Origin of the sequence: Pantoea sp. B65 (assembly GCF_047308185.1) — a bacterium.
Classification (GTDB): Bacteria; Pseudomonadota; Gammaproteobacteria; order Enterobacterales; family Enterobacteriaceae; genus Erwinia.
On record NZ_JAHXPU010000020.1, the window covers coordinates 130,030 to 155,533 of the forward strand.

Below are 25,504 nucleotides of genomic sequence, written 5' to 3' on the forward strand. Positions count from 1 at the left end.
TTCAGTCACCCCGATACCAGTTCCGGCGCCGGTGATCAGAATGGTCTCTTTCATTTTCGTTCTCCACAAATAAAGGGGATCAGGCTGCCGCAATGGCAATATCATTCGGCTGGTCGGGAGGCGTTATTTCCTCTTTCAATCCGCCAGCGATGCAGTCACTATGATTGATATTGCCGGAAAGATAATTGGGGGTTATTTAGCAATTTTATTTCATTTACTTTAATGATGGAGGCCGTGATGGATCGCTTTCAGGAGATGCAGGTATTTGTGCGCATTACCGAGCGCGAGAGCTTTACCCGCGCCGCCGAGGATCTGCAGATCCCGCGTGCTACCGTTACCAATTTGATTAAGCGAATGGAGGAACGGATTGGCACCCGCCTGCTGGAGCGCACCACCCGCTCGGTAACCCTGACCGAGGATGGCCGGCGTTTTTACCATAATTGCGTCAGGCTGCTGGCTGATATGGAGGAAGCGGAAAACCAGTTTCGCCATACCACTCCACAAGGACTGCTGCGTATCAATATGCAGGGCACGCTGGCGAAAAATTTTGTTATTCCCGCCCTGGGGGATTTTACTGCCCGCTATCCGGATATCCGTCTGCAAATCGGCGAGGATGACCGCTACGTCGATCTGGTACGGGAAGGTATTCACTGTGTGCTGCGGGCAGGCAATTTAGCTGACAGTTCGCTGGTGGCGCGCCGGGTGGCGTTGCTGGAAGAGGTGACGGTTGCCAGCCCGGCCTACCTGCAGAAATACGGTGAACCACAAACGTTAAGCGATCTGGAAGGTCATCTGGCGGTGAACTATCACTCCAGCGCCACCGGGCGGGTGATGCCGCTGGAATTTAACCTCGGTGGCGAGATCAAACATCTGCAGCTGGACGATCGGGTATCGGTAAACGGCGCCGATCTCTATACCGGCTGTGCCGTCGCCGGTATGGGGATTGTGCAGGTGCCGCGCTATCGTATTGCACGGGAACTGGCTGAGGACCAGCTGCGCATTATTTTGCCCGATCTGCCGCCGCCACCGTTGCCGGTATCAGTACTTTATCCGCAGAATCGCCATCTTTCCCGGCGCGTTCGGGTGTTTATCAGCTGGATGAGTGAGGTTTTCCAGCAGGTACGCTAAACGTTAGGGGTAATTTCTTTTATAACAATGAGTTATTTATCCGGCAACGGCATGGCGCAAGGGGAAAAGTATTTGAACCTGGCCTGGCTGCATGTTAGGATGCGCGCCATTGTTGAAAGGCACACTGGCTACAGGGTGTTGTCAGCAGCAGAACAGATACGGGTGCGATTAATAAGGCAAATTATTACAATACGTCGTTGATCGTAGTCCGGCTAAACAGAATAAAATCAAAGCAATATGTAGTAATGTCGTAACCGCCGCAAGGCGGTTTTTTTTTGCCGGCAATTCGGCATTTGACGGGGTTTATCAGCCGATAGCGGCATCCGTTGCCGCTATCGGCCGTCGTGGATTACTTAATGGTTTTACTGAAGGCATCAACCCCAATCAGTGCGCTGGCCACTTGTTCCGGGGTCAGTGACGGATTGAGGTTCTTCAGCGTATCGCCGTCACTGTTCGCCAGGGCGCCAATCTTCAGCAGATTTTCCCATGGCTCTTTATCCAGGTGCACCTCTGCCAGCGTAGTTGGCATACCGATGCTGCGGTAGAAACGAATATACTGTTCGATTTCATCGTCCGGGCGCTGTTCCAGTACCATCTGCGTCAGCGTGCCGTAGGCGACTTTTTCGCCGTGAGTCAGGTGATGGATATCACCGGTGATGGCGGTGAAGCCATTATGAATGGCATGCGCGCCCGCCAGACCGCCATTTTCAAAACCAAGACCCGACAGCAGGGTGTTGGCTTCAACTACCGCTTCAACCGCCGGGGTGACGCGTTTTTCCTGTACTGCCTGATAGGCGCTGAAGCCCCAGGTCAATAGTGTTTCTTCGCAGGCGCGCGCAATCGCCATACCGGCAATAGTTGGGGTGCCATTAACCATTGATAAGCTGTGAGTACGCAATACCGCCTGAGCTTCAACATATGTCGCCAGTCCGTCAGCAATACCGGAAGCAAACAGACGGGCAGGGGCCTGAGCACATACCCAGGTATCCACCAGCACCAGATCCGGGTTTTTATCGTAAAAACGATAGCTTTCAAATACCCCTTCATCACTGTAAATAACTGAAAGTGCACTACAAGGGGCATCGGTTGAGGCGGTGGTGGGGACGATGATTACCGGCACTTTTAACTCATCGGCAACTGCTTTGACGGTATCAAGGGTTTTGCCGCCGCCGAGGCCGACCACCATATCCGCACCTTTACTGCGTGCCAGTTGAGTAATCCGGACAATCTCATTGCGTGAAGCTTCGCCGTTAAACGCCTCATAGCTAAATTCTAAGCCGGCGGCATTCAGCGACTCGCTGGCGGTGGTGCCGACAATCTTCCAGACGATATCATCGGCAATAAGGAACGCCTGCTTGCCGGAGGTCTTGAGATAGTTACCCAGTTCACTGAGAACGCCAGCACCCTGAACATATTTTCCCGGGGAAGAAAAAATGAATCTGCTCATAAGCTTAGTCCTTGTTTGTTGGAGGGATATAGTAATTAGGTAAATTAGTTGTTAGCTAATTATTTACATCAAAACCTTATAAGCTAAAAGTATTCGTCCTGTTCAGTGTTTTTTTTAAGACTTGGATCACATTTCTTTATCAGCTTGCTGGTAATGGTGAAATAATTTTTAAATTAAAAACAAACGGCTATGTTAATTTTATGTTGCGGGGTGGGCGGGGTTTCGGACCGGGCTGCTGACTGACGGAACGGTTATCGGCGGAAGTGTTTGCTTATCAGCAGGTAAATGACGGGCAGTTGAGACTAAAGCGCAAACTGATGATAGTACGCCTGCAACAATGGCAGGCATACGGCGATCAATCTGACCGCTACACATTGCCAGCCGGCGCCATCAGCCAAAGAGCTTTAATTTTGCCGTGAGCTTGCGCAGCACTTTTTTATCGCCGGTCACCGCCAGCCCGAGCAATTGCAGATCGGGTGAGGGGATTAGGCTGACCGCGGCGCGAAAGGCGGCATAATCGGTAGTCTGCTGGCCCTCAACCGGAAATAACACTATATCTAACTGCTGAGCATCGCACTGACTGCGCAGTTCACTGAGCTGCTGGTCGCTGGCGGCCAGCACCGGGATACCCACGGGGATCAGGCCCGGATATTCGCGCTGATCGGCAGCAATCAAGCCTGCGCCGACAAACTGCGGATGGCGCTGGCCAAGGGTCAGGGCAATTACCGCCGCGGCATTAGCCGCTTTACCCGCAGACAGTTGTTGATTAAGGATAACTACACAGCGTTGGTCGTTCATGGTTCTGCCCTCTCCGGAAAACAGGTAGCTTAGCGGCGGAGCTTAACCACAGTCTGGAAGATTTGTGCAGTGGCGCTGATAGCGGGCCGGCGTTAACTGATAAGCGCGTTTAAACCAGCGGCCAAGATGACTTTGATCGGCAAAACCGAGTCGCGCAGCCACATCCACCGGCGGGATGCCGCTGGCCAGCAGGCGGCGTGCCTGGACCAGACGTAGCTGGATCAGCCAGGCATGCGGCGGCAAACCATAGCTGGCCTGAAACTCACGAGACAAACGAAAGCGATCCACACCAAGGGCCTGCGCCATATCGCTCAGACCGATATTTTCTGTAAAGCAGCTGTGCAGATAGTCCCGTGCCTGCAGCGCCAGCTGCGTATCGGCAGGGGCGGCGGCGGGAGCTTTTTGCCAGTGGTGATGGCGGGTCAGGGCGGTAAATAGATCCTGTAGCGCCGCCTCTTTTACCATCTTCGGTTCGTTATCCTGTAGCGCCTGATAAGCATAAAACGTGGCATGCGCCAGCTGGCGATCCTGCGAGAGTGTGGCGGCAAAACTTAGCTCAAAATGCTGCGGCAGGCGGGTAAAGAGATCGCCCAGTTGCTGTTGCATCAGCGTCGGGTCGATATACAGCATGCGATAAGTAAAGCCGCTGTCGTCAACGGCATCGCCGTCGTGCAGTTCGCCAGGTTCCAGCAGAAACACATTGCCGGGTCTGCTTTGATGCCTTTTACGCCGCGAATGAAACTGCTGGACGCCCTGTTCGGTGACGCCAACCAGATAGCTGTCGTGCCAGTGCGGATCATAGGCGTGACCGGTAAAGTGCGCGCGGATGGCTTCAATCTGGGTATCGTTATCGCGGGAGATCTCGACCCAGCCTGGTGGCTGTTGTTTCATGCGCCCGGCTATCCTCAGGTTTAACGGTACTTCAGGGTATAACTGCTACACTCTGCAGATCAACAGGATAAATATGCAACTTTTTGCACAAAAATAATGCGCTTTTACTCTTCCCAGCGGCTTTTTCCGTTGCGTATAATCGGCACCATTAATTAGTTAGATATCTAATCATCAGGCCTCTATATTTTGGATCCTCAGCATCGCAACTTCTCCCGTCTGCTTCATCTCACCGCCCGTGCGTGGCGACTGGCGATCGATCGGCGTTTAAAAAATAACGGCCTTGGAATGAGCAGCTGGCTGGCGGTTGCCACTATTGCCGGTGAAGCTGAACCGATGACGCAAACCGCGCTGGCGCAGGTGCTGGGGCTGGAGGATGCCAGTGTGGTGCCGCTGATCGATCGGCTGGTGAAGCAAAAGCTGGTACAGCGTGTACAGCCAGCAGAGGATCGACGCAAGCGCCTGCTGCTGGTCACCGCCGAGGGCCGCGAGTTGTACCGTAAAGTGAATATCGAAGCCGACGCCCTGCGTAACGAGCTGTTGGCCAATATCGATCAGGATGAGCTGATGGTCACTGAAAGAGTGCTACAGGAATTACTCACGGCGACCGGAGCAAGCTGAAGTGGCAAACAACAGTCCTTATGTGCCGCGGGAATGGCAACCTCATGAACGACCGATGCTGCCTGGTTCACCGTCGACGCCGCTCCACCCTGGCCATAAGCGCATCGCATTTGGCCTGATTGGTCTGTTGATTTCGATTACCGGCGCCCTTAGTAACGCGCTGGTCACCGCCAATCTGAGCAATCTGCAGGGCACCTTTGGCGCGTTTAGCGATGAAATTGCCTGGCTACCGGCGGTGTATGTGATGGGCAATATCTCTATAAACTTACTGCTGGTGAAATTTCGCCAGCAGTTTGGTCTGCGCATCTTTACTGAAGCCTTTCTGGTGCTGTATGTACTGGTGGCGTTTTTCCATCTGTTTGCCAACGATCTCAGTTCGGCGATTATCGTGCGTACCGCCCATGGCATGGTGGGGGCGGCGCTGAGTTCGCTGGGGATCTATTACCAGATTCAGGCGTGGCCGGCGAAACATCGTCTGAAAGCGCTAACCATCGGTATTTGTGCCTCGCAGCTGGCGATCCCGCTGGCGCGGCTGTTCTCCAGTGAGTTACTGCAACTGGATGAGTGGCGCGGGCTGTATCTGTTTGAACTCGGCCTGGCAATGATTGCGCTGGGCTGCGTTTTCTTGCTGAAACTGCCGCCGGGCGACCGCAGTAAGTCCTTTGAAAAAACCGACTTTATTACCTTTATTCTGCTGGCGCCGGGCATGGCGCTGATTTGCGGCGTGTTGTCACTGGGGCGCATCGAGTGGTGGTTTAGCACTCCGTGGCTGGGGATCTGCCTGGCGCTGGCGCTGGTGATGATTGTTGCCGCCGTAGTGATTGAACATAACCGTACTAATCCGTTGATCAACACACGCTGGCTCGGCAGTGGCAAGATTGTGCGTCTGGGTATTGTGATGATTATGATGCGTATTGTGCTGGCGGAGCAAAATACCGGCGCCATTGGCTTTTTACAGCAAATCGGCCTGCAAAACGACCAGATGCGCGGACTGGCGCTGGCGATTATTGCCGGGGTGATTGTCGGTATCATCGCCAGCGCGCTGACGATTAAGCCAGCGCATCTCAGCTGGCCGATTGTCACCTCATTGATCATTATGATGGTTGCCTCATTGATGGATGCGCAATCCAATCCGCTGACGCGCCCGGACAATATGTATTTCAGCCAGTTTTTACTCGGTTTCAGCAGCGCCTTTTTTCTGGCGCCGGCGATGTTGCTGGGGATTGGCGGGGTGGTGACGCAACCGAAAAACCTGGTGAGCTTTGTGGTGCTGTTCGGCATGAGCCAGAACCTGGGCGGTTTGATTGGCGCCGCGATCCTCGGCACTTTCCAGACCTGGCGCGAAAAATATCACTCCAGCCTGCTTGGCGATCAACTGTCGCTGCTGGACCCGAATGTCACCGAACGACTCAGCCAGTACAGCACACTGTATAACAGCCTGTTGGGCGATGACATTCTGCGCAACGCTGAGGGGGTGGTGCAGTTGCAAACTGTCGCCACCCTGCAGGCCAACGTGCTGGCTTATAACGATACCTATTTGCTGACTGCGGCGATGGCGCTCAGCACCCTGATGTGGGTGCTGTGGCGTTTAACCCGTCTGCGCTATCTCGACTGGCGGCAGGCAAAGCGCAATGCGCAGGCAGAACGACAAACTACAGCAATAACCGCATCAGGCACGGAGAAATAATGAGTCAACAGGAACAAACGCAAGCCGCGGAACGTGAGAGAAATAATAAGCTGCGCATTTTGTCGATTGCTGTCGGTAGCGGCATCGCCATCGTCGGTGTACTGGTGATCTTATATGCCTGGCAGTTATGGCCGTTCACCAGCAGTGCGCAGAGTACCGAGAATGCGTATGTGCGTGGACAAATTACCTTTATCAGCCCCCAGGTCAGCGGTTATGTCACCTCGGTGGCGGTGCTCGACTTTCAGCCGGTACATCAAGGCGAGGTGCTGATGACTATTGATAGCCGTATTTACCAGCAGCGTGTGCATCAGGCCGAGGCGCAACTGGCGATGAAAAAAGCGGCGCTGGCCAATAATATTCAGCAGCGGCGTAGCGCCGAAGCGGTGATTGCCCGCAATCAGGCGGCGCTGATCAATGCCAAAGCGCAGACAGTAAAAAGCGGTCTCGATCTGAAACGTGTCGAAAATCTGATGGCGGATGGTTCGCTGTCGGTGCGTGAGCGTGACGCTTCACGAGCCAGCCACAGCCAGACTGTTGCCGATGTGGAACAGGCGACAGCGACTGTTGAGGTTTCACGGCAGGATCTGCAAACGGTCATCGTCAACCGTGCTTCGCTGGAAGCCGATGTCGCCAACGCACAGGCTGCGCTGGAACTGGCGCAAATCGATCTGGATAACACCCGTATAATCGCGCCGCGTGATGGCCAGCTGGGGCAAATTTCCGTACGTCAGGGCGCTTATGTTAGCGCCGGTACCCGTCTTACCTCGCTGGTGCCGGATCAGTTGTGGGTGATTGCCAATATGAAAGAGACGCAGATGGCGCGGGTCCGGCCGGGTCTGCCGGTGACCTTTAGCGTCGATGCGCTGGATGGCGAAAGCTTTAACGGCGAAGTGGAGTATATCTCACCTGCGGCAGGTTCCGAATTCAGCGCCATTGCCGCTGATAACGCCACCGGTAACTTTGTCAAAATTGCGCAGCGTATTCCAGTGCGTATCAAAATCACCAGCGAGAATGCGGGCCATCTGCGCCCGGGAATGTCGGTGGAGCTGACTATTGATACGGCTGCCGCTGACAAGGAGCAGAAGTAATGCGCTGGCAACCGCTGGTACTGGTGCTGCTGATGCCGCTGGCGCTGAGCGCCTGTTCGACAAAAGTGGCAAAAGCGCCGAACTCACTGCTGATCCCGCCACAGTGGCGTAACCAGGTGGGACCCGCTTCACCACTGGAAGCACACTGGTGGCGCGCCTTTGGCGATCGACAGATGAACAGTTTGGTGGAGCAGGCGCTGCGTAATAACCCGGATATCCTGACCGCGCGCTCACGGGTCGATCAGTACCGCGCGCAGCTACGCGCGGCGCAGGGGGATAACTACCCGACGCTGGATGCCGGGGTGGCAGCCACCCGCGCGCGCACCCTTTCATCGGTCACTGGTCAGCCGATTCAGAGTACGGTGTTCCAGGGGGTGCTGGAAGCTAACTATGATGTCGACCTGTGGGGTACGCGCAGCAGCAGTATTGATGCGGCACAATACTCACTGGCGGCGCAGCAGGCGGCGGCTTCGGCGGCAGAGCTGACGGTTGCCAGTTCGGTGGCTTCCGGTTATCTGACGCTGTGCGCGCTTGATGAGCAGCTGCGGGTTACTGAGGCGACGCTGGCATCGCGTGAAAATTCATTGAAGCTGGCCAAACGCCAGTATGAAACCGGTTATACCTCGCGGCTGGAGTGGGTCCAGGCGGCGTCTGAATATCAGACGGCCAAAGCGCAGATTCCCCAGTTGCAGCATCAAATTACCAGCCAGGAAAATGCGCTGAGTATTCTGGTGGGGATGAACCCGCGTGAAATTGCGCGCGCAGCGCAGTTTAACCAAATTATCGCGCCACAGTTGCCAACGGTGCTGCCATCTGAACTGTTACAGCGGCGACCGGATATTGTACAGGCCGAACGCCAGCTGCTGGCAGCGGATAAAACCCTGCAATCGTCGCAGGCGAAGTTGTTGCCCTCTCTTAATCTCACCGCCACCGGTACGCTGCAAAGTTCGGTGCTGCATCAGTTGGTAGATAATCCGTTCCGTTTATGGAGCGTCGGCGGCAGTGTGCTGGCGCCGTTGCTGAATCGTGAAGCGCTGACCGCCGAGGTCGATGTGTCGATGGCCGGGCGCAATCAGGCGCTGTATAACTACGAAAAAGTGGTGCGCAATGCCTTCAGTGAAGTGAACAATGATGTCGATGCTATTCAGCGGACCCGGCAGCAATTACAGGAACTGGAGCAGCAGCAGGAGATTGTCAGCGAAGCGCTGCGCATTGCGCGTAATCGCTATCAGAATGGCTATGCATCCTATCTTGATGAGCTGGACGCGCAGCGCACATTGTTCACTACCCAGCTTAGCGTGGTGCAGCTGAAAAATAGCCTGTTGCTGGCGCAGATCGATCTTTATCGCGCGCTGGGCGGCGGCTGGGATGCTGCCAGCCATTAATGTGACGGCAGCTATATCAGAGGCCAGGTATTTTTCTGTAGGGGCGGCATTTATGCCGCCCGTATCAATGGCTTGCACGGTTGCCGTCATCGGGACGGGAGCCATAAATGGCTCCCCTACATCAGGGGGCAGATATTCTTCTGTAGGGGCGGCATTTATGCCGCCCGTATCAATGGCTTGCACTGCTGCCACCATCGGGACGGGAGCCATAAATGGCTCCCCTACATCAGGGGGCAGATATTCTTCTGTAGGGGCGGCATTTATGCCGCCCGTATCAATGGTTTGCACTGCGGTCGCCATCGGGGCGGGAGCCATAAATGGCTCCCCTACATCCGGGGCTGGCATTCTTCTGTAGGGGCGGCATTTATGCCGCCCGTATCAATGGTTTGCACGGTTGCCGCCATCGGGACGGGAGCCATAAATGGCTCCCCCCTGATGTAGGGGCGGCATTTATGCCGCCCGTATTAATGATTTGCACTGCTGCCGCCTTCGGGACAGGAGCCATAAATGGCTCCCCTACATCAGGGCGGCATTTATGCGCTCCGTCTCAATGATTTGCACCAGCCGTGATCACGGCATTGATATGGCCATTTAATAGGGTTGCAGAAACCCCGCCGCACCGAAGACTCTCTGTTCTCTTTCCGTAGCAACATCACACTTCTCACTTATTGCATTGCTCAAAATGTGATCACCGCTGATAAAAGTAAGCATGAAACTTGTATGGTAGTAACCCGATAGCTAGTTTTTTCCTGTACCCATAACAAACGTCGTCAGTGAACGGCGCAACAACGAGGTTGCCATGATCAATCGTGCGCAGGAAAAGCCCATCGGGCTGAAAAATATGTTGGCGTATGGCGGGGGAGACGTATTCGGTGGCGGCAGCTTTGCGGTCCTCGGTCTCTGGTTAATGTTCTTCTACACCACTTATGGCGGGCTAAGTCCGGCCGAAGCGGGGGCGGTAATTGCTATTGCCCGTCTGCTGGATGCGTTTTTTGATCCGCTAATGGGCTATGTTACCGATAATTTTTATCGTACCCGGCTGGGCCAGCGTTTTGGCCGTCGTGGTTTCTTCTTTCTGCTGGGTGCGCCGCTGGTGTTTATCAGCTATGTGGTGATGTGGATCAGCAATATGGGGTTCGGCTACTACCTTGCTACCTATATTCTGTTTTATGCCGCTTACACGCTGGTGATTGTGCCTTATGAAACTCTGGCGGCGGAAATGACGCATGATTTCCGCGTGCGTTCCCGCCTCACCGGCGTACGCATGTTCTTCTCAATGGGCGCCGGGATCCTGGCGGCCTGGCTGCCGGGCGCGATTATTGCCGTACTCGGTAAGGACTCCTCTGCCTCCTTCCTCTATATGGGGATTATTTTTGCCACGCTGTTTACCATCGTCATTGTCTGTCTCTATCTGTTCACCTGGGAACGACCGATCGCTCTCGAACGTAAGCCGCAACCGGTGGAGTTCAAACGCGACATGGCTGCGCTGTTTCGTTCGCTGTTATCGACGTTTAAAGTGCGCACTTTCCGTCAGCATGTCGGCATGTATCTCGGTGCCTATGTGGCACTCGATGTGCTGGGGGCGGTACTGGCTTATTACATTATTTTTGTCCTTGGCCACAGCACGGTCGAAGCGGCAAATGGCATGACCTTTATGTCCGTGGTGCAGTTCTGCTGTATCGCCGCCTGGATCCCCCTCTGTATCCGCATCGGTAACGGCGCGGCCTACAAACTGGCGCAGTTCTTTATGCTATCCAGCGTGGCGCTGTTTATCAGTATTTATGCCTTTGAACTGCCCGCCACCCTCGGACTGGTATGGCTTGCGGCGCTGATTATGGGTATGGGGCGCTCCGGCACCCAATACGTCTGCTGGAATATCTACAGCTTTATCCCGGATGTCGATGAAATGCTGACCGGTGAGCGCCGCGAAGGGATCTTTGCCGGGGTGATGACCTTTGTGCGCAAAGCGGTACAGGCGCTGGCGCTGTTTATCGTCGGGATGGTGTTGCAGGCATATGGTTTTGCCGGAAAAGGCGCGGCGGTACAGCCACCGGAAGCGATACATGGCATTGCGCTGGTATTTGGTATCGGTGCGGTGGTGTTCCTCTCGATTGGCATATTCAGTTCGCTGAAATTTAGCCTTAATCGCCATAATCACGCGCTGCTGATTGCCGAGATCCAGCGCCGCAGAAAGGGCGGCCCGGCGGCGGCGGTGACAGCGGAAGCGCAGGCGGTGGCAGAGAAACTGACCGGCTGGCCATACCAGCAGTTATGGGGCAATAACGACATTATGCGCACTATCGATCCGCTGCGGCGCACGGCAGATATACAACGGGAGATCAAACATGACGCGAATAGCCTTTGAGCAGATGAAGTCCACAATAGAGCGTGCCCTGCTGCATGCCGGTATGGCGCCGGAGCAGGCGGCAATCTGCGCACAAGTACATACCGAATCCAGTTGCGATGGCATCTATTCGCACGGCCTGAACCGCGTGGCGCGCTTTGTCGAATATTTGCAGAAGGGGTGGGTTAATGCCGCGGCCCGGGCGGAGAGAGTCAAGGCGCTGTCGGTGATGGAGATCTGGGATGGCCATCAGGGGCCTGGCATTACCAATGCGCTGCTGGCGGTGGATCGCGCCATGGCGCTGGCAAAAGAGCAGGGTATGGGTCTGGTGGCGATGCGTAACAGTAGCCACTGGATGCGCGGCGGCACCTATGGCTGGCGGGCGGCGCAGCAGGGCATGGCGGCAATCTGCTGGACCAATACTGAATCCTGCATGCCAGCCTGGGGCGGTAAAGATGCGCGGATCGGTAATAACCCGTTTGTAATGGCGGTACCGGGCAAGCCGGCACCGATGGTGCTGGATATGGCGATGTCCCAGTACTCGTACGGCAAACTGGAAGTGACGCGGCTGAAAGGCGAACAGCTACCGTATCCCGGAGGTTTCGACCAGCAGGGGAATCTGACCGTCGATCCGGCGCCGATTGAAGCCTCAAAGCGTATTTTACCCACCGGTTACTGGAAGGGATCGGGTTTTGCCATTTTGCTGGATGCAATGGCGGCACTGCTTTCTGCCGGCAACGCCACGCCACAGATCGATAAAATCGGGCGTGGCAGCTGTACCGGCGCCAGCCAGATTTTTATGGTGTTCGATCCCGGGCAACTGGGCGGCGCTGATTTTACCGGGCGTATGACGCAGAGTATTGCTGATTACGTTAATAGTTCTGAACCGGCGGAAGGGGTGGGTGCGGTCACCTGGCCGGGTCAGCGCCAGCGCAATACGCGCGAGGATAACCTGCGTCAGGGGATCCCGGTTGATGACGGCGTCTGGCAGCAGGTGGTAAAACTGGCAGAATAATAAAGCGTTATCGTCAGCCAGCCTGACCGCAATTGGCGTATACGCCGATTTCGTCACTGAAAAGTTATTTTGGCCATACGCTGGGTGCCTGCGGCGATCTGGATTACATTATCGGCAGCGAACGGCAGATTAACACCGACTATATCCAGTCGAATAACTTCGCTTTTGGCGGTATCAATACCTCGCTGATTTTTCGCCGCTGGCGTTAATCAGATATCGCGACTGTTGGGCAGCATGTTGCTGCCCATGCCGATAATCTGCACCCGCTGGCATCAGCATTGGCTTCAGTGGCAGGTTGCTGCATAATAAGGTATTCGAATCAAAATAATTATCATTCCTATTCCATGGCTATTGCGGTTAATGCGCCTGAACGGCGCCAGTTTCTGAAATGGATGGCGCTGTCCCCGCTGATTTTCTCTTCACTTTCTCAGGCAAAAAATCCCGACCTGGCGCGCATTATCGTTCTCGAATGGCGCCCGGTGGAGCTGCTGATGGCGCTGGGCATCACGCCGCTGGCGATCGCCGATATCCCCAATTACCGGCGCTGGCTGGTCGAGCCGGTGCTGCCGGATACGGTACTGGATATTGGATTACGCACTGAACCTAACCTTGAAATGATGCTGCGGTTGCAACCGTCACTGATCCTGCGAGCCAATGGCTACGGACCGAGCGCGGAAGCGCTGATCCCGATTGCGCCGGTGTGGGGTGGGGATTTTACTGATGGTAAAACCCGCCCTCTGGAACTGCTGCGCCGCGATCTTCTCTCCCTGGGCGCGCGACTTAACCGACCCTTGCAGGCTGCCGACCATCTGCAGATGATGGATGAGCGCTTTCATCATTACCGGCAAAGCCTGGCAGCATTTGCCGGACAACCACTGTTGCTGTTCTCTTTTCTCGACAGTCGCCGGGTGATGGTATTCGGTGATAACAGTCTGTTTGCCGATACCCTGTCACAACTGGGGCTGAAAAATGGTTGGCCGGGCACCAGCAGTTTCTGGGGTAGCACCATTGTCGGTATCGAAACCCTGGCGCAGGTAAAAAATGTGCGTGCTATTGGTCTGACCCATGGTCAAAACGATCCGGTGCAGCAGATCGCGCGCTCGGCCCTGTGGCGTAGTATCCCGTTTGTACGTCAGCAGAAATTACATTTAATCGAAGCCGTATGGTTCTACGGCGCCAGCTTCTCAGTATTGCGCTTCTGTAAACTGCTGCAGCAGACACTGCTGGAGCAGCCATGAAAAGTCTGATTTTAGGGCTGCTACTGCTGACGGCGCTGTTGCTGACGTTAAGTAACTTCCAGCATCAGCTGGCGCTGCCATTGTGGCGCAGGGCCTTTTTTACTGCGGATGAGCTCGATGTTAATCAGATGCTGTTTTATTACAGCCTGCTGCCGCGCACCTTGCTGGCGCTGCTGGTCGGCGCCGGTTTGGGGCTGGTAGGGGTACTGTTCCAGCAAATCCTGCGTAATCCGTTGGCGGAACCCTCCACCCTCGGCGTTGCCGCTGGCGCTCAGCTTGGTCTGACGCTCGCCACTCTGTATGCCAGTAGTTGGGGCGAAACCGGGCAGCAACTGGCTGCGCTGGCGGGCGCCATTCTGGTTGGGGTGCTGGTGCTGCTGGTCGCCAGCGGCAGGCGGATGTCGCCAGTAACGCTGATCCTCGCCGGTCTGATGGTTGGACTCTATTGCGCTGCGGTGAAAAATTTACTGGCGTTGTTCCATCACGACCAGTTGAAAAGTCTGTTTATCTGGAGCAGCGGTATGCTGAATCAGAATGACTGGAGCAACGTCAGTTTCCTCTGGCCACGTATGCTGCTTGCGCTGCTGTTGGTAGTAGTGATGATTCGTCCGCTGAATCTGTTAGGACTGGAGGATAGCGTGGTGCGTAATCTCGGCATGCGCCTGATGCTGGTTCGTTTTACCGGTCTGATGGTGGCGGTAGCCCTTAGCGCGATACTGGTCAGTGTAGCCGGGGTAATCGGTTTTATCGGGCTGTTTGCCCCGTTAATGGCGAAGCTGTTGGGGGCGCGGCGGTTGGGGGCGCGGCTGGCGTTATCGGCGCTGATCGGCGCGTTATTGCTATTGCTGAGCGATCAGCTGGTGATCGTGCTGGCGCGTGTCTGGCTGGAGATCCCTACCGGCGCGGTTACCGCGCTGGCGGGGGCGCCGCTGATGCTGTGGCTGCTGTCGCGCTTACGTCATCAACAGTTATCCGCCAGCGATCGTAACCCGCCGCTGCGTACGGAAAGGGCGCTGACGCCGCTGATGATCGCCGGGATTTTTTTGCTGCTACTACTGATGGTGATACTGGCGCTATTTAGCGGTGATGGCCTTAGCCGCTGGATTGATACTCAGGCGGTATGGCAATTCCGCTGGCCACGGATACTGGCTGCACTGGCGGCTGGCGCGATGCTGGCGGCGTCGGGAACCCTGATACAGCGTATGACCGGGAATGCAATGGCCAGCCCGGAGGTGCTCGGCGTCAGTGCTGGTGCCGCCTGCGCCATAGTGTTATTGATGTTTATCGTTCCCGGTGATAATTCGGCATGGCAATTTCCTGCTGGTTGTCTGGGGGCGGCGTTGACTATGTTACTGATCCTGCTGCTGGCTAAGCGTGGTGGTCTGTCGCCGACGCGTATGCTACTGACCGGCGTGGTGTTGAGTACCGTTTATGGAACCTTTCTCACGCTGTTTCTGGTCAGCGGCGATCCGCGTATCAGCTCCGTACTCAGCTGGCTGGCAGGTTCCACTTACCGCGTTAGCGCCAGCCAGGCCATCTGGACAGCGGCACTGGCGTTGTTGCTATTGTTACTGACGCCGTTGATGGCGCGCTGGCTGACGATTCTGCCGCTCGGCAGTGTTACCGCGCAGGCAGTGGGTCTGCCGCTGAGGCGCTCGCGCATGCTAATCTTGCTGCTGGCTTCGGCGATGATTGCGGCGGCGACGCTGTGTGTGGGGCCGTTAAGCTTTGTTGGCTTGATGGCGCCGCATCTGGCGCGGATGGCTGGTTTCCAGCGCGCGCTGCCGCAGCTGCTGGTCGCGATTCTGGCCGGGGCCGGGTTGATGCTGCTGGCTGACGCTCTCGGGCGGGTGATGATTTTCCCTTACCAGATCCCCGCCGGTTTGCTGGCAACCTTTATTGGCGCGCCGTGGTTTATCTGGTTGTTGCGGCGTGCCTGATCTCTCAGCACGCGATGCCAGCAACAAAACTCCTGTGACATCCGGTAATTTTTTCTTGCAATTGTGAGTCCGCTAAGGATAATCGCAAATCTCAATAATAATGATTCTCACTCCCTTTATTTCCAGGAACACACAGATGCATAGCTCACTGTTTGCCACCAGCAGATTTAAGCCAACATTGTTGGCGGTTGTTATTGGTTCTGCCATTTTCCCGGCGCTTGCGGAAACCCGGACCGATAGCAGTAAAAAAGATGAATCCACCATGACGGTGGTGGCCGCGCCGGAAAATAATTTTAACCCGGGCGGCGATCAACTGGTGCCGGCTTACCTGGATGGACAGGTGGTAAACGGTGGCCGTATGGGGATGCTCGGTCAGCAAAATGCCATGGATGTGCCGTTTAATGTCATCGGCTTTAGCTCGAAACTGATTGAAGACCAACAGGCGAAAACTATCGCCGATGTGGTACGTAATGATGCCTCGGTGCAAAACGTGCAGGGTTACGGCAACTTCGCCGAGAGTTATCGTATTCGTGGCTTCCAGCTTGACGGCGATGATATGACCCTCGGCGGCCTGGCGGGGATTATGCCGCGTCAGGTGATTGCCACTAATATGGTTGACCGTGTGGAAGTATTCAAAGGCGCTAATGCGTTGATGAACGGCTCTGCAACCACTGCGGTTGGCGGAATGATTAACCTTGAACCGAAGCATGCGGATGATGTGCCGCTAACCCGGGTTGGCGTCGATTACACCTCCGCTTCTCAGGTGGGCACCTCGCTGGATGCCGGTCGCCGTTTTGGCGACGACAATCAGTTTGGCGCCCGTGTCAACCTGTCGCAGCGCGAGGGCGAGACGGCAGTGGATGATGAAAAACGTCGTGCCACCGTCGCCTCTGTCGGTCTGGATTACCGTCAGGATAATCTGCGTACCTCGCTGGATATGGGCTATCAGAAACAGACTTTCCACGGTGGCCGTATTGGCGTCAATATCAGCGGCGTCGACTTTATTCCTGAGGTGCCATCCGCCAGCCATAATTACAGTCAGAAGTGGGTCTATAGCGATATCGAGAGCCAGTTCGCCATGCTGCGCGGCGAATATGATGTGGCGCAAAACTGGACGCTGTACGGTGGTGTCGGTACCCAACACTCCCATGAGAGCGGCGCCTATGGCTCTCCATCGGTCAGTGATACTGAGGGTAATGCCACTATTGGCCGGATGGATGTCACCAACGTCTATGACTCTTACAGCGGTATGTTTGGCGTGCGCGGTAAGTTTGATACCGGCTTTATTAACCATAAAGTCAACCTTGGTTACTCTGCATCCACCCTGCGTCAGAAAGCCGCTTATGATATGGCGCTCACCGGCGTGAGCACCAATATTTATGATACGTCAGCGGTGACCTCGCCAACACTTAACTACGCGGGCGGCGATCTGGATGAGCCTGGTCTGCGCAGCCGTACCCGTAGCCAGGGCATTCTGCTGACAGATACCCTCGGCATGCTGGATGATAAGCTTGAGTTAACGCTGGGTACCCGCCATCAGAAAGTGGTCACCCGCGAATATGCCTATGGTACCGCCGCGGAAAATACCGATTCGCGTTTCGAACAGAGCCGCTGGACGCCAGCTGTCGGCCTGATGGTTAAGCCATGGGAACATATTGCCCTGTATGCCAACCATATTGAGTCACTGCAACCGGGATCACAGGCGCCACAGGGAACCGCTAACTACGGCAGCAGCGTCGGTGTGATTCATTCTAAACAGAATGAAGTGGGCGTGAAGGTCGATTATCAGCGTGTTGGCGGTTCACTGGCGCTGTTTGAAATTAAACTGCCTTCCGCCGTCACCAATGCCAGCAATGAATACGTGCTGGATGGCGAGCAGCGTAACCGGGGTATTGAGCTGAATGTATTTGGCGAACCGGTGCTGGGCCTGCGTCTGAACGGCAGCGCTACCTGGATTGATGCCGAGCTGACAAAGACCGCGAACGGTGCGAATGATGGCAACACCGCGGTGGGGGTGCCGGGCTACAATATGGTGCTGGGCGCGGAATACGATATTAAGCCGGTTGAAGGTCTGACCGCGACGGCGTTGATCAACCATTCTGGTTCCCAGTATGCCAATGCTGCCAATAGCAAGAAACTTGATAGCTATACCACGCTGGATCTGGGGATGCGTTACAGCATGAAGCTGAAAGAGAACGATATGGTATGGCGTCTCGGCGTGGATAACGTCACTAACGAAGCTTACTGGGCAAGTGTTGATAACAGCGGCACTTATATTTTCCAGGGTGAGCCACGTACGTTGAAATTATCCATGTCGTACGATTTCTAAATATAATTGTACGGGCGGCATTGATGCCGCCCGTATCCATGATATTTAGCGCGGCGGCTGTTGCAATACCCCTTGCAGCAGTTCCGGCGCCAGCGAGCGCGAAAACAACCAGCCCTGAAAACCATGGCAGCCCATCTCCGAAAGGGTGCTGAACTGCTGCGAGTTTTCCACCCCTTCCGCCACAATATTGATATTTAATGCCTGACACATCGCCACAATACCGCGAATGGTGAGCAAAAAATCACTGTTCTGCGCCATCTGCAACACGAACGAACGGTCTATTTTCACCTCACCGATCGCCAGTTTACGCAGTCCGGTCAGTGAGGCCATGCCGGTGCCAAAATTATCCACTGCGATATTAATCTTCATTTCGCGCAGCGCGTGCAGTTTGCGCTGGGTATCAGGCAAATTTTCGGTCAGCGCGTTTTCGGACAGCTCAAAGCTGAGCTGCTGCGTATCGATACCGCTTTGCAGCACAATCCGCTCAACGGTTTTCAGAAAATCGGCGCGTTTCAGCTGGCGCGGGCTGATATTGACTGAGACCCGTAGTTTGTCGAACTGCGGCTGATTATGCCAGTTTCGTAGTTGCGCGCAGGCTTGCTGTAATACCCATTCGCTGATGTTAAGGATCAGCCCGGAGTTTTCTGCTACCGGAATAAAGGTGGAGGGCGAAATAAGTCTGCCGTTCGGGTCACGCCAGCGCAGCAAGGCTTCCAGGCTGGTGGCTTCACCACCCCGCGAGTACTGAGGCTGGTATTCAAGGTAAAACTCGTTATTATCCAGTGCACGCCGCAACCCGATCTCAATGGTGTCGCGCTGACTCTGCTCTTCATGCAGGCGCGGTGACCAGATCATCCATCTACAGTGGTTGCGCTTGGAGTAGTACTGCGCCATATCGGCTTTATGCAGCAGCTCGGGGACCGGTGCCGGATCGTTATTAAACAGGTAGATGCCGACGCTGCTGGTTACATTGACGATAGTGTTATCCAGCGGCATATCGCGGCCGATATTATCCAGTAGTCGGCCGGCCAGCACCGCCACCCGGTTTTTTGCCGTCTGCAGATTGTTGCCGAGATGACTAATCAGCAACGCAAATTCGTCGCCGCCGAGGCGGGCAAGGGCATCATGGCCACGGATGGTATTACGCAACCGTAGCGCAACTTCTTTCAGCAGGGCATCCCCTGCGCTGTGACCAAGCTCGTCATTCACTTCTTTAAACCGGTTGAGATCGAGATACAGCAGCGCAAGATATTCACCGCTGCCGGGATTTTGCTGACGCGCCAGTTCGACTTTGTCATAAAAACGCGGGCGGTTATCAAGTTGAGTCAGCGGATCCTGCCAGGCTAGCTTATGCATCTCCTGCTCGTAGCGCTTCTTTTCGGTGATTTCTTTAATTTTGCCAAGCATCTCAACCGGCTGGCCGTCGTCGCCGTGGCGCACCACTTTACCGTGATTCTGTATCCACACCGACTTCTGCTGGCTGGTGATCAGACGGTATTCACAGCTAAACACCGGCTCGTCGCCGCGCAGATGTTGCTGCAGGGCGTGCTCAAACTGCCGGATATCGTCCGGGTGAATCTGGCCGAATATGTCGCGTTCATGGTGTTTTAATACCCCATCCTGAAAGCCAAATATGCGGCTAAAACAGTGGTTATGCGACACTTCGCCATTGGCGATATTCCACAGCCAGAAGCCTTCATCGGTGATTTCCAGCGTCTGTTCCAGGCGCCGCCGCAGATGGAACTCTTCCCGCTGCGCAATCAATTCGGCGCTAATATCGGTACCAATAAACAAATGACCGGGCTGTTTGCCTGGTCCGGGGCTGATCACACTATGGGGGCGAATATAGCGCGGCGTTTTACCGTCATTAATGTCCAGCACCGGGACGTTGCCGCTTAGCGCGTCTGCCAGTTGCTGGCTGGCGATCAGGCGATCAAACAGGATTTCACCGGAATGATTGGCAAACAAGAGGTGACGATGGACGTCAACAAGGAAAATAGCATTAGTGCTATGTGCAATAATATGTTCAAAAATAAGTAAACTATCTTCGGAAATACGGTATCGATGCATGTTAAACCATGGTTACCGGGGGGAAGACTGAAAGAAAACACCCTGTGTTTTTTTCGCGTTAGTATCAGTGTTTTTTCTGACTGAGTCCATGCACGCATCTGACAACAGCATGACTTAGTCCACAAATAACTAAATACACTATTTTGTCCCTGAGGTTGCCGACTTCAGCGCATGATTTTTAGCCAGAATAGCCGAATGGCGAATAAAATCGCTGCATGCCGTGATAGTTAAGCCCGATTGATACACCAACAGGCGCAGCACGCCAGCTGCGCCTGCGCTCGCTGCACGGGGGCAATCACTGTGGCGCGTGACTCACCGGGTAAAATCAAATTTACAGGTTATTTTACGGTGACTTTATGATAAAGTCAGTGGTAAATTTTGCGTGATGTTTTCGCGTATCTGTCTGGTAGTATAGGGCGGAAATGATAAAAAATATATTAGTGGTTCTTATTTTTGGCTGCGTAATAAGATGCAGTTTCAGACCGGATTCTTCGCATCAGTGATGTACCCGACTTTAAGTTTAGCGCTGCTAAAGTCGTTATTAAAACGTACTGTGTGCCTGTTACTTGTTACGAAAAAATGAAAAATATTATACCCCCTGAGCCAGAAAAAGAGCCACAGGTACCCCTTGATGATGCGCAGTTCGCGATCGTGGTACTTGCAGTGACTTCGTTTACACTTATAATCTTCGTTCTGATGATTACGCTGTGGATGACATAAACCTGTCAGCAGCGTAATGACAGTCATGAAAGGAGAGACAAAATGACGGAAAACAGAGATGACAAGCTAATTGCCCTGATTGGTTTACTCTCTGCCTGTCTGATTAGTGTGATCTTTTTATTCGCCATGACCTGGCTCTCCGATGTACGCCGCCCGCCGGAACACGCTGTTGATACGCAATCCTGCTATGCAAAACCCGATCAAACCGTGCGCTCCTGAGTGACATTGTTCATTTTGATCTGCTGACTACGCAACTCCAGAGCCAGCGGCTCATATACCGTGCGGTTGCCATTGGGATCGGGCAGCCCCAGCAATGCGCCTGGCGAACGGCGATCGTCAGCCCATGCCGGGTACTCCACCACCGGATAGATTGAAACCCCCTCCAGCCCGATGCCGTTATCCAGCGCAATATTGACCTGTTCCATAATGCTACGCAGCCATGGGCTGCGCGCTTCGCCTTCGGCGCCGGTTTCCGCCAGCAGCAGCGGGCGCTGATAACGATGCCATACTTCCGCCAGCAGCAGATTTAGCGGACGATAAGCCTGGTGCTGCGGCGGCAGCGGATCGCCATTGATAAACCATTGGTTATCCGGATAGTAATTGACGCCGATAATATCCAGATAACGCATGTCGCCCCCCAGTTCGGGATGCAGCCGACCGCTCAGCATATCCCAGGCTTCGAATTGCGCCAGATGCTGATGTCCGGCTTCCTGTTGCGCTACGGCAGAGTTATCGGCGGCGGCAACATGCACCAGCGGATCGGTCAGCACAAAACGCGCCTGCGGCAGTACATCGCGAATAGCATCTATTGCCGCAATGCTGGCACGCACCAGCTGCAGTTTCAGATCCTTGCCACGGCCACTGGCATTAGGATTGAGCCAGGCAACCTCGGCGCCGGCCCAGGACCAGAAGGAGATTTGGTTGATTGGGGTGAAGAACGGCTGGCTGTAACCCTCATCACGCATCACCTCGGCCATGGCGCGCGCGAAGCGGGCAAAGCTGTCAATAAAGGAGGGCTGCCAGATATCAACATGCGTCGGATAGCCAAAATGCGCCAGTTCCCAGATCATCTCAATACCGTGCTGTTCGGCAGCATGAAGCATCGGGGTAAACGATGACCAGTCATAGATACCGGGTTGCTGTTCAATCAGATACCAGCGGGCGCCGTCACGGGCAGTAAGCAGATGATGCTCGACCAGCGCTGCATAATCTTTATCCAGTAGCATATCGTGACCGCTGTTAGTCACCAGGTCGACCCGCTTACCTTCACTGCGGCAGGCGGTGGAACAGGCAAAACTGCCCTGAAAAAAGCTGCTGAATAGCTGCGGCTGATGCCGTTGCAGCCCGGGATCTCGCGGTTGTTCGGCCATATTACGCTCCTCCATTGCAATTACCTGCGCGGGATGTTTCGCTAAGTCTAGACTAAATGCAGCAGCCGACCCTGTTTGCCCTGTTACTTAACCGCCAGAAGGAAAACAGCATGAAACATCGTATCCGGGTGATCCATGGTGATATTACCCGCCTGCAGGTCGGGGCGATCGTCAATGCCGCCAATAACGCTCTGCTGGGCGGTGGCGGGGTGGACGGCGCTATTCACCGTGCTGCCGGGCCGCAGTTGCTGGCGGCCTGCCGTGAAGTTGTGGCGCGCCAGGGGGAGTGCCAGACGGGCCAGGCGGTGATCACCGCGGCGGGCAAACTGTCGGCGCAGGCGGTGATCCATACTGTCGGACCCGTCTGGCACGGCGGCGGGCAGGGTGAGGCCGCGTTGCTGGCCAGTGCTTATCGCCATAGTCTGCTGCTGGCGGAAGAGCACCTTCTGAGCACCATTGCCTTTCCCTCCATCAGTACCGGCGTCTATGGCTATCCCAAACAGCTGGCGGCGCAGGTCGCTTTTGCCACCGTCAGCGAGTTTCTTAGTCAGCATCAACAGCCGCAGCAGGTCTATTTTGTCTGCTTTGATGAGCAGACTTTTGCCCTGTATCAGAAACAGCTGGCGCAGTGGCAGCAGGGGATGGGGGAGGATACGGACTAATAAGGATAAGCCAGGAGCCGCTTTACCATCGCTAGCGCCAGGACAGGTGATGGATGTATTCGACTATACAGCTAATGAACTCCGGGGGATTTGATGACGTCACCGAGAGAGGTAAAAAAACCGCTTGCGGACCCTTCGGCGTGTAGTGATATAAGGTCATCTCTTTGTTAAGCATGGTGTGCCTCTATACCATATTCAGAACATGGAATTTACTTTGTTAAAGCTTTATAAAATTATATTTATTTTTAACAATATTATTTAAAATGCCTTCCGGACCGTTGACCTGCGAACATCAGGAACACCTTCAATTCTCTGCGTATTATGTATCTGAAGAGCAAATGAAACGCCACCTCCAGAATAACCAGAAACAGTTAATTGTGAATAACCAAGATCTTTAAGCTCCTGACTTAATAACATTGCAAACGGGCGTATCACTCTGATGATCTGTACTTGATTCTGACGACTCGGCCCGGCAATTTCCTGGCGAGCAACCCCGGTTGTTCTGATAAGCTCTTGTTCGGAAAAGGAGGTTGGTTTCAATGAGTTCGCGCTGTAACAAGCTAATACGCGTATATCTGTAAAATTAGTGGGTAACTGGCTCGCTGCTAACTGCCTGGCGAGCGACTCTGATGTTAGTTGTTCCCCTTCTAAGTTGAGGTTCGCGGAAATTATATCCCTGCCACTTCCACCATGTCCGAGGATATATAACTTATCTCTTTCTGCAGAAAGCTGTTTTAACGCTTGCCCTTCAGCATTAGGTATGACACGAATTGCCTGTAATGCTGCGCGCTTCCGGGCGAATGCCGCTTGTTCCCGCATAACTGTTCCATACGCATCTGGTGTTACCAACTCCTTTATTCGCTCTGCAGTAAAGCTATTATTTTGCCTGAGGCGTACGTCAATATTACGGAAGTTATCTTCAAGCTCATTAATTCTTACAGTCAGAGAGTTTATATTTTCCGTAATTGTTTTTTTATATTTTTTTACTGCATTTTCATCAGGAACGATGACCGGATATAATGTTTTTCCTTTCTTGTATCGGAAAAGGTTCGCCCAGAAGCTGAAGTCCAGTAAATCCATATCTGGTGTGGAAAATGGAAGATAAAAATACCCCATCCTGCCCGCCATACCCTGACTGTCCGATAATGTCATCGGGTTATTAAGCACCATATCATACAGATTCAGCCCGTCCACCGTTCCCGCCGGGTCAGCGCTTAGCCAGCGCCCCAGCCATGGCTGATAATAGCGATAACCGTAATAATACAGTCCCGTTGCGTCGCGTTCCTTGCCGGAGTATCTGATGGTTTTGTAGTTCGCCTCCGTCTGGCTGCGCGCCGTCCATACCGCGGTGCCGCCATAGGGGTAGTACTCCTCCTGACTGATCAGCTTACCGTCGCCATCCAGCTCCAGTTCGCTGCTGCCCGGCAGGTTATCGTAGCTGTAGCGCAGCGGGTTATTGCTGATATCCGCCGGTTTACCGCTTTCCCAGTGCAATACCCGCACCATGGCACGACCGGCTGCGCCGATGGCGATCGCCTGCAGGCTCTCCTGGCCGCTGCTGCGCAGCTCCAGCCCCGGCAGATAGAGCACCCGCTGCGTCTGTGTGCTGTTGCCGGTTTTCTGCACGCTGATTTTTAGCAGGCGCTGGCTGTCGGCAGCGTAACGGTAGCTTTCAGCGTCGGAGGCCTGACCTTCCCGGGTGACCGGGGTAACCTTCAGCAGCTCCCCCCGTGCGGTCCAGCTCAGGTTCTGCCCCGGTTGCAGCTGCAGCTGCTGTCCGCCGGGGTTAAACAGCGCATCCACTTGCTGCGGGTCTTCCGTCAGGCTGCTGAGTACTGCGCGGTTGCTGCGGTCTGATACGGTGATATTGGTGGTATGGTTATTGCCGCTGGCGGCGTGGCGTATCTGCGTCAGATTGCCGCCGCGGTCATAGCGGTAGCTGCGGGTCCAGACGGTAAAACTTTTATCGTCGGCGGCCAGGGGAACCACCGGCGAAGGCAGGGTGATCCGCTGTTGTGCTGTCGCCGCCAGTTCGCGGCCGGTGGCGGACACCAGCTGATACAGCGTGTCATAGGTGTAAGTGTTTTCCGGCACCACTTTCTGATTCCGCCAGAACTGTGTGGTCTCGGCATCGTTAGTGATATGCAGCACATTGCCCACCGGATCATACTGATAGCGCAGATCCTGCAATATCTTCGCGCCGGCGGGATGGCCGGCAGGGCGCTGCGTGGTGATCCCGGTCAGGCGCCGGGTTTGCGCTTCATAATGGTAAGTGGTCACCACGCCATTGCCATGCTCTTCGCGCAGCTTCTGTCCGGCGGCGGAGTAGCGGATGGATTTAACGATTAGCTGTTCGGCGGCGCCTTTCAGCGTCAGCCAGCTGGCGGTTAACTGTCCGGCCATATCATACGCCAGCCGCTGGGTATTGCCCCGGGCATCGGTGCGGGTGAGGGTGGCGCCGCTGGCATCGCTGCCGCTCAGGCTGGTAAAGGTTTCTGCCGCTAATAAGTCTTTCCATGCGGATTCATCGTTGCCCTGCCAGTCGGCCTGGTTATTATCCGGCAGTAACTGGCGGGTAACAGAGAGTGGTGAGCCGCTGAGGGCAATACTGTTGATTTGCTCCAGTCCGGCGCAGTCGTAGTGACGGATATTCTGCCCTGCCAGATTAAGCTGTTTCTCTGCCGGAGTATTGCCAGCCCAGATAAAACGTTCAGTGATACGGCCGTTTTCGGTAATGCTGAGCAGACGGCCGGGCAGGGTGGCGGCCTGATACT

At 54.8% G+C, this 25,504-nt stretch carries 18 protein-coding genes and 1 pseudogene; 13 read left to right on the top strand and 6 right to left on the bottom strand.

Annotated elements, in window-relative coordinates; all coding sequences use genetic code 11:
* Positions 1-237 precede the first annotated feature (237 nt).
* Positions 238-1,128 (top strand): LysR family transcriptional regulator, encoded by an 891-nt coding sequence (locus JWF83_RS09410; protein WP_413649940.1) that lies wholly within the window; start codon positions 238-240, stop codon positions 1,126-1,128.
* Positions 1,129-1,477: 349 nt separating this feature from the next.
* On the opposite strand, the gene JWF83_RS09415 is transcribed toward JWF83_RS09410, so the two are convergent.
* The 3 genes from JWF83_RS09415 to JWF83_RS09425 all read right to left on the bottom strand — a co-directional run bounded on the left by JWF83_RS09415 (position 1,478) and on the right by JWF83_RS09425 (position 4,264).
* Positions 1,478-2,575 carry a glycerol dehydrogenase gene (locus JWF83_RS09415; protein WP_413649941.1) on the bottom strand — a complete coding sequence of 366 codons (1,098 nt, stop codon included), beginning with the start codon at positions 2,573-2,575 and terminating at the stop codon, positions 1,478-1,480.
* Between the two features lie 390 nt (positions 2,576-2,965).
* Positions 2,966-3,373, bottom strand: coding sequence for a DUF2000 family protein (locus tag JWF83_RS09420; RefSeq protein ID WP_413649942.1), 408 nt, complete (start codon positions 3,371-3,373; stop codon positions 2,966-2,968).
* 42 nt (positions 3,374-3,415) lie between these two features.
* Positions 3,416-4,264, bottom strand: coding sequence for an AraC family transcriptional regulator (locus JWF83_RS09425; protein ID WP_413649943.1), 849 nt, complete (start codon positions 4,262-4,264; stop codon positions 3,416-3,418).
* A 186-nt stretch (positions 4,265-4,450) separates the two neighbouring features.
* Between JWF83_RS09425 and JWF83_RS09430 the strand changes: the two genes are divergently transcribed.
* The 10 genes and pseudogenes from JWF83_RS09430 (at position 4,451) to JWF83_RS09475 (ending at position 17,908) form a co-directional block, all read left to right on the top strand.
* Entirely contained in the window at positions 4,451-4,882 is a 432-nt protein-coding gene (locus JWF83_RS09430) for a MarR family winged helix-turn-helix transcriptional regulator (protein ID WP_413649944.1), read from the top strand.
* Positions 4,883-4,937: 55 nt separating this feature from the next.
* Positions 4,938-6,569 (top strand): MFS transporter, encoded by a 1,632-nt coding sequence (locus JWF83_RS09435; protein WP_413649965.1) that lies wholly within the window; start codon positions 4,938-4,940, stop codon positions 6,567-6,569.
* Complete coding sequence (locus JWF83_RS09440) at positions 6,569-7,657, top strand: HlyD family secretion protein (protein WP_413649945.1); 1,089 nt, start codon at positions 6,569-6,571, stop codon at positions 7,655-7,657. The genes JWF83_RS09435 and JWF83_RS09440 overlap by 1 nt, the downstream gene beginning before the upstream one ends.
* On the top strand, positions 7,657-9,042 hold the full coding sequence (locus JWF83_RS09445; protein WP_413649946.1) for an efflux transporter outer membrane subunit: 1,386 nt from the start codon (positions 7,657-7,659) through the stop codon (positions 9,040-9,042). The genes JWF83_RS09440 and JWF83_RS09445 overlap by 1 nt, the downstream gene beginning before the upstream one ends.
* Positions 9,043-9,841: 799 nt before the next feature.
* Complete coding sequence (locus JWF83_RS09450; protein ID WP_413649947.1) at positions 9,842-11,407, top strand: MFS transporter; 1,566 nt, start codon at positions 9,842-9,844, stop codon at positions 11,405-11,407.
* The gene (yiaK, locus tag JWF83_RS09455) at positions 11,388-12,401 is read left to right on the top strand and encodes a 3-dehydro-L-gulonate 2-dehydrogenase (protein WP_413649948.1); all 1,014 of its coding nucleotides are present in this window, start codon (positions 11,388-11,390) and stop codon (positions 12,399-12,401) included. The genes JWF83_RS09450 and yiaK overlap by 20 nt, the downstream gene beginning before the upstream one ends.
* Before the next feature lie 41 nt (positions 12,402-12,442).
* Positions 12,443-12,610, top strand: a pseudogene (locus JWF83_RS09460) (beta-ketoacyl-ACP synthase); the annotation flags it as partial.
* A gap of 135 nt (positions 12,611-12,745) precedes the next feature.
* Entirely contained in the window at positions 12,746-13,639 is an 894-nt protein-coding gene (gene fhuD / locus JWF83_RS09465; RefSeq protein WP_413649949.1) for a Fe(3+)-hydroxamate ABC transporter substrate-binding protein FhuD, read from the top strand.
* Complete coding sequence (gene fhuB / locus JWF83_RS09470) at positions 13,636-15,579, top strand: Fe(3+)-hydroxamate ABC transporter permease FhuB (RefSeq protein ID WP_413649950.1); 1,944 nt, start codon at positions 13,636-13,638, stop codon at positions 15,577-15,579. Before fhuD ends, fhuB begins: the two co-directional genes overlap by 4 nt.
* Positions 15,580-15,715: 136 nt before the next feature.
* Positions 15,716-17,908 carry a TonB-dependent receptor gene (locus JWF83_RS09475; RefSeq protein ID WP_413649951.1) on the top strand — a complete coding sequence of 731 codons (2,193 nt, stop codon included), beginning with the start codon at positions 15,716-15,718 and terminating at the stop codon, positions 17,906-17,908.
* Positions 17,909-17,953: 45 nt separating this feature from the next.
* On the opposite strand, the gene JWF83_RS09480 is transcribed toward JWF83_RS09475, so the two are convergent.
* Entirely contained in the window at positions 17,954-19,978 is a 2,025-nt protein-coding gene (locus JWF83_RS09480; protein WP_413649952.1) for a putative bifunctional diguanylate cyclase/phosphodiesterase, read from the bottom strand.
* A 762-nt stretch (positions 19,979-20,740) separates the two neighbouring features.
* Here JWF83_RS09480 and JWF83_RS09485 point away from each other — a divergent pair.
* Positions 20,741-20,917, top strand: a complete 177-nt coding sequence (locus JWF83_RS09485; protein WP_413649953.1) for a hypothetical protein — start codon at positions 20,741-20,743, stop codon at positions 20,915-20,917.
* On the opposite strand, the gene JWF83_RS09490 is transcribed toward JWF83_RS09485, so the two are convergent.
* Positions 20,899-22,068, bottom strand: a complete 1,170-nt coding sequence (locus tag JWF83_RS09490; protein ID WP_413649954.1) for a beta-glucosidase — start codon at positions 22,066-22,068, stop codon at positions 20,899-20,901. The two genes, JWF83_RS09485 and JWF83_RS09490, sit on opposite strands and share 19 nt — an antisense overlap.
* A 110-nt stretch (positions 22,069-22,178) precedes the next feature.
* Here JWF83_RS09490 and ymdB point away from each other — a divergent pair, with 110 nt between their 5' ends.
* Positions 22,179-22,730 (top strand): O-acetyl-ADP-ribose deacetylase, encoded by a 552-nt coding sequence (gene ymdB, locus JWF83_RS09495; RefSeq protein WP_413649955.1) that lies wholly within the window; start codon positions 22,179-22,181, stop codon positions 22,728-22,730.
* 258 nt (positions 22,731-22,988) lie between these two features.
* On the opposite strand, the gene JWF83_RS09500 is transcribed toward ymdB, so the two are convergent.
* Positions 22,989-25,504 (bottom strand): RHS repeat-associated core domain-containing protein (locus tag JWF83_RS09500; RefSeq protein ID WP_413649956.1); only part of this gene is annotated, 2,516 nt, incomplete at its 5' end.

Coding starts and splice junctions, on each gene's coding strand:
- JWF83_RS09410 (WP_413649940.1), top strand. CDS start 238: ATGGATCGCTTTCAGGAGATGCAGGTATTTGTGCGCATTACCGAGCGC.
- JWF83_RS09415 (WP_413649941.1), bottom strand. CDS start 2,575: ATGAGCAGATTCATTTTTTCTTCCCCGGGAAAATATGTTCAGGGTGCT.
- JWF83_RS09420 (WP_413649942.1), bottom strand. CDS start 3,373: ATGAACGACCAACGCTGTGTAGTTATCCTTAATCAACAACTGTCTGCG.
- JWF83_RS09425 (WP_413649943.1), bottom strand. CDS start 4,264: ATGAAACAACAGCCACCAGGCTGGGTCGAGATCTCCCGCGATAACGAT.
- JWF83_RS09435 (WP_413649965.1), top strand. CDS start 4,938: ATGCTGCCTGGTTCACCGTCGACGCCGCTCCACCCTGGCCATAAGCGC.
- JWF83_RS09440 (WP_413649945.1), top strand. CDS start 6,569: ATGAGTCAACAGGAACAAACGCAAGCCGCGGAACGTGAGAGAAATAAT.
- JWF83_RS09445 (WP_413649946.1), top strand. CDS start 7,657: ATGCGCTGGCAACCGCTGGTACTGGTGCTGCTGATGCCGCTGGCGCTG.
- JWF83_RS09450 (WP_413649947.1), top strand. CDS start 9,842: ATGATCAATCGTGCGCAGGAAAAGCCCATCGGGCTGAAAAATATGTTG.
- yiaK (WP_413649948.1), top strand. CDS start 11,388: ATGACGCGAATAGCCTTTGAGCAGATGAAGTCCACAATAGAGCGTGCC.
- fhuD (WP_413649949.1), top strand. CDS start 12,746: ATGGCTATTGCGGTTAATGCGCCTGAACGGCGCCAGTTTCTGAAATGG.
- fhuB (WP_413649950.1), top strand. CDS start 13,636: ATGAAAAGTCTGATTTTAGGGCTGCTACTGCTGACGGCGCTGTTGCTG.
- JWF83_RS09475 (WP_413649951.1), top strand. CDS start 15,716: ATGCATAGCTCACTGTTTGCCACCAGCAGATTTAAGCCAACATTGTTG.
- JWF83_RS09480 (WP_413649952.1), bottom strand. CDS start 19,978: ATGCATCGATACCGTATTTCCGAAGATAGTTTACTTATTTTTGAACAT.
- JWF83_RS09485 (WP_413649953.1), top strand. CDS start 20,741: ATGACGGAAAACAGAGATGACAAGCTAATTGCCCTGATTGGTTTACTC.
- JWF83_RS09490 (WP_413649954.1), bottom strand. CDS start 22,068: ATGGCCGAACAACCGCGAGATCCCGGGCTGCAACGGCATCAGCCGCAG.
- ymdB (WP_413649955.1), top strand. CDS start 22,179: ATGAAACATCGTATCCGGGTGATCCATGGTGATATTACCCGCCTGCAG.